Here is a 3,624-nt window from a genome sequence, read left to right on the forward strand (position 1 = left end):
GAAAAAGAAATAAACTTGCCATTAAAAGATGGTAATAATATCATTTATGTAAATGCAGAAAATAAAGGTCGAGAAGATTTAAATAATCTGATGCAAAGTTTAATTTCTTATGATTTAAGTGAAATGAAAGACGAAGTGATGATGGAGTGCGCTATGTATTATAAGACAACACAAAAAGGTGAAGATAAGGTTTGTGAAGCAATTAGAGAGTATGCAGCAAAATCCTATGATGAGGGTAAGGATGATGGCATTAAAATTGGCAAAGCAGATGGCATCAATATTGGAATTGCGAAGGGTACTGTAAAAACACTTATTAATCTTGTTAATAGTGGAAATATTACACTTGAATTTGCAATTGCAAACTCTGGTTTATCTAAAGAAAAGTTTATGTCTATTGCTAAGGAATTAGGACTAAGCTATTAATCAATTAGCTGTTTGCTCAGCTTCTAAAAAGGAACTGAGCAAAGCTGTTAAATATTATAAATTATTACGATTAACTACTCTCTTGGATAATTCATTAGCGACGTTCGCAGGAACCATTTTTGAAATATCAGCACCAAATGCAGCCATTTCCTTAATTGCAGAACTACGTAAAAGAAAATAATGTGGGTCGGTTGGCATAAATAGAGTTTCAACACCAGGAAGAAGTTGTTTATTTGTCATTGCTAATTCAAATTCATATCCGAAATCAGCTAGAGCTCTTACACCTCTTATCATGACATCAACACCTAATTCTTTTGCAATATCAACAGTCAAACCGTTGTATGATAAGACTTCAATATTATCATGGTTTATAAAATTATCTTTAATAAGCTTTATTCTCTCTTGTGCAGTAAATAAACACTTCTTTGCAATATTATCAGCTACAACTACATAGAGTTTATCATAGAGCTTTGCACTACGCTCAATGATATTGATGTGTCCAAGTGTTGGTGGATCAAAGGATCCAGGAAACATTGCTTTAGTCATACCTTAGCCTCTTCTACATATGATTTCATCTTCTCATAATTTTCTTGAGATTCATAAGTATATCTTTCAATGATAGACCATGAACCATTTTCATTCTTTTCAAGCTTTGCAAAACAACCTTTACCAATGTAACTAATTGTTTGATTTTCTCTTACTGGATGTTCACTTTTAATCTTATCTAAAACACAATCAAAATGAACAAAGGATGAATCAGGAGAACACATTGCTTGAGAAATATTTAAAATGGTTTGTCCACATATAGAACACTTATCAAGTGGTTCTTTAATTACCTTTGTTGGAGATACTTGTAAATGTGATTTATATGAATGTGGTTTAGGAACTCCTGATACTTGGTTTAATGTAGAAAAGCCAACTAACTTTGAATCATCATTTACTTTTTTCTTTTCTTTTTTCTTGATTTCCTTTTTAGGAATATTATTTTTTTGCTTCATATACTCATTATAATGAAAAAGGTGGCAAATTTGCCACCCTTAATTAGTAATATGCAGGACTTAGTTAGCCTTTTTTCTGATAAGTTCTTTAACTTTAGCAGCCTTACCAACCTTACCTCTGATGTAATAGAGCTTAGCTCTTCTAACACGACCTTTTCTAACAACTTCAATCTTGTCAATTCTTGGTGAGTGAAGTGGGAAAATTCTCTCAACACCTACACCGTAGCTAATCTTTCTTACTACGAATGATCTGCCAATACCTGTATTATTCTTAGCAATTACGATACCTTCGAAAACCTGAATTCTTTCAGTTGTACCTTCAACAATCTTGAAGTAAACTTTAATTGTATCACCGACAGAGAAATTCTCTGCATCCTTCTTAATCTGCTTTGCTTCAATAGCCTTAATTAAGCCCATTTTTGCCGAACCCCTTAATATCTAATAATTGTATAAATTTTTTTCTGCTTTCTACGTCGAGAGAGGCGTTAGTCAGCACTTCCGGTCGGCTCAGCATCGTTTTTTCGAGCCTTTGGAAAACACGCCAGGTAGCAATCCTTTCGTGATGACCGGATAATAATACATCAGGAACGTTTTTTTGGCAATACCTTTCTGGACGAGTATATTGAGGATATTCAAGTAAAGGAGAAGAAAAACTTTCGTCTTCTAGACTTTCTTTTGATATTACCCCATCAATAAGTCTAAAGATTGCATCAATAATTACGATTGAACTAGTTTCTCCACTAGTTAATACGTAATCACCAATAGAAATCTCATCATCAACCCATTCATCAATAACTCTTTGATCAAGACCTTCATAGTGACCACAAATAAATGTCAATCTCTCTTCTTTGGAAAGAGAATTAGCATAGTCTTGGTTAAAAAGCTTACCAGATGGAGTTGGGAAGATTACACGTGAAGCAGCTGCATTGATACTGTTTAATGCATCAAATAATGGCTCGGGCTTTAATACCATTCCAGCACCACCACCATATGGGATATCATCACATGTATGATGATTATCATATGTGTAATCACGAAAATTAATAATATTGTAAGTTATTATCCCCTTCTCAACTGCACGAGCCATAATAGAGTTCTCAAAGAACGCTTTTATCATGTCTGGGAATAGCGTTAGAATGTCTATGTGCATTAGTCCATCAATTCCTTGATTAAGAGAGTAATCTCTTTTTTCTCGAAATCAGGTTTAGAGACAAACTGAGGGATGTTTGGAATTATTTTTAAGTTTCCATTAATATCGCGCACATTAAGGTACAACCCTTGAGCACCATCAGAAAGATACTCAACAGTACCAAGGGTTTTTGAATCATACACAAGATTTAAACCAATAAGGTCAGCAATATAATATTCACCTTTTTTAAGTCTTGGCGCTTTATTACGTGGAATATACATAACAGAACCTGATAAGAAACGTGACTTTTCAGGAGCGTCATATCCAACAAATTTAAAAAGTATATCAGAAGAATGAACTTTTACGTCTTCAATTGTAACAGCTACCTGTTTACCGTCCTTAGTTTTAAGTAAACAAGAATCAAGCTTTAGTAGGTGTTCATACTCTCCAGAGAGAGAATTAATCCTTAAAAAGCCATTAACTCCATGTGTTTTACCTACTGTAGCGGTAGCAAGTAGCTGTTCTTCCATTAGTCTAAAATCTCCAAAACGGCACGTTTGCCATCTTTAGTTGCGCTGGCGGAAAGAATAGTTCTTATCGCTTTTGCAATTCTGCCCTGTTTTCCGATGACCTTCCCGACATCATCCTGAGCAACATGAAGCTCAAGAATAGTGGATTTTTCACCCTCTACTTTATTGACGGATACTTCATCAGGGTTATCGACAAGGCTCTTGACTACGAATTCAACAAGTTCCTTCTCCATAACTTACCCTCCGGTTATCAACCCTGGACGGTGCGGTTACAAGAAATACCTTTTGCGTTAAGAATCTTCTTTACTGTTGCAGATGGGTTTGCACCCTTCTTTAACCATTCAGCTGCTTTTTCTGCATCGATTGTAGTCTGTCTATCTTCTGCTTCAATTGGATGATATGTACCAATCTCATCAATAGTTCTACTTGTTGCTGCAGCTCTGCTGTCCATAACAACAACACGATAGTAAGGTCTCTTCTTAGACCCAAAGCGCTTTAGTCTCATGCTAACACTCACGGCTTTACTCCTTATTCTACTTGATAG

8 protein-coding genes are annotated in these 3,624 nt (G+C 35.0%); 1 reads left to right on the top strand and 7 read right to left on the bottom strand.

Going from position 1 to position 3,624, the window contains the following annotated elements:
• Window positions 1-423: hypothetical protein (locus tag SOY52_RS05455; RefSeq protein ID WP_320847960.1), on the top strand; the 423-nt coding region annotated here is incomplete at its 5' end.
• A gap of 54 nt (window positions 424-477) precedes the next feature.
• Here SOY52_RS05455 and coaD read toward each other — a convergent pair.
• The 7 genes from coaD to rpsP are packed head-to-tail and all read right to left on the bottom strand — an operon-like array spanning window position 478 to window position 3,597.
• Window positions 478-969, bottom strand: a complete 492-nt coding sequence (gene coaD / locus SOY52_RS05460; protein WP_320847961.1) for a pantetheine-phosphate adenylyltransferase — start codon at window positions 967-969, stop codon at window positions 478-480.
• Window positions 966-1,421, bottom strand: coding sequence for a hypothetical protein (locus SOY52_RS05465; protein WP_320847962.1), 456 nt, complete (start codon window positions 1,419-1,421; stop codon window positions 966-968). Before SOY52_RS05465 ends, coaD begins: the two co-directional genes overlap by 4 nt.
• 60 nt (window positions 1,422-1,481) lie before the next feature.
• The gene (gene rplS / locus SOY52_RS05470; RefSeq protein WP_320847963.1) at window positions 1,482-1,838 is read right to left on the bottom strand and encodes a 50S ribosomal protein L19; all 357 of its coding nucleotides are present in this window, start codon (window positions 1,836-1,838) and stop codon (window positions 1,482-1,484) included.
• Window positions 1,825-2,571 carry a tRNA (guanosine(37)-N1)-methyltransferase TrmD gene (gene trmD, locus SOY52_RS05475; protein ID WP_320847964.1) on the bottom strand — a complete coding sequence of 249 codons (747 nt, stop codon included), beginning with the start codon at window positions 2,569-2,571 and terminating at the stop codon, window positions 1,825-1,827. Before trmD ends, rplS begins: the two co-directional genes overlap by 14 nt.
• Complete coding sequence (gene rimM / locus SOY52_RS05480; protein WP_320847965.1) at window positions 2,571-3,080, bottom strand: ribosome maturation factor RimM; 510 nt, start codon at window positions 3,078-3,080, stop codon at window positions 2,571-2,573. Before rimM ends, trmD begins: the two co-directional genes overlap by 1 nt.
• The gene (locus SOY52_RS05485) at window positions 3,080-3,313 is read right to left on the bottom strand and encodes a KH domain-containing protein (RefSeq protein WP_320847966.1); all 234 of its coding nucleotides are present in this window, start codon (window positions 3,311-3,313) and stop codon (window positions 3,080-3,082) included. Before SOY52_RS05485 ends, rimM begins: the two co-directional genes overlap by 1 nt.
• A gap of 17 nt (window positions 3,314-3,330) precedes the next feature.
• Window positions 3,331-3,597: a 30S ribosomal protein S16 gene (gene rpsP, locus SOY52_RS05490; RefSeq protein ID WP_276995967.1), complete on the bottom strand. Its 267-nt coding sequence runs from the start codon at window positions 3,595-3,597 to the stop codon at window positions 3,331-3,333.
• Window positions 3,598-3,624: the final 27 nt, after the last annotated feature.

It is taken from the genome of Bullifex sp., assembly GCF_034103065.1.
In the GTDB taxonomy this organism is placed as follows: Bacteria; Spirochaetota; Spirochaetia; order Sphaerochaetales; family Sphaerochaetaceae; genus Bullifex.

Coding starts and splice junctions, on each gene's coding strand:
- coaD (WP_320847961.1), bottom strand. CDS start 969: ATGACTAAAGCAATGTTTCCTGGATCCTTTGATCCACCAACACTTGGA.
- SOY52_RS05465 (WP_320847962.1), bottom strand. CDS start 1,421: ATGAAGCAAAAAAATAATATTCCTAAAAAGGAAATCAAGAAAAAAGAA.
- rplS (WP_320847963.1), bottom strand. CDS start 1,838: ATGGGCTTAATTAAGGCTATTGAAGCAAAGCAGATTAAGAAGGATGCA.
- trmD (WP_320847964.1), bottom strand. CDS start 2,571: ATGCACATAGACATTCTAACGCTATTCCCAGACATGATAAAAGCGTTC.
- rimM (WP_320847965.1), bottom strand. CDS start 3,080: ATGGAAGAACAGCTACTTGCTACCGCTACAGTAGGTAAAACACATGGA.
- SOY52_RS05485 (WP_320847966.1), bottom strand. CDS start 3,313: ATGGAGAAGGAACTTGTTGAATTCGTAGTCAAGAGCCTTGTCGATAAC.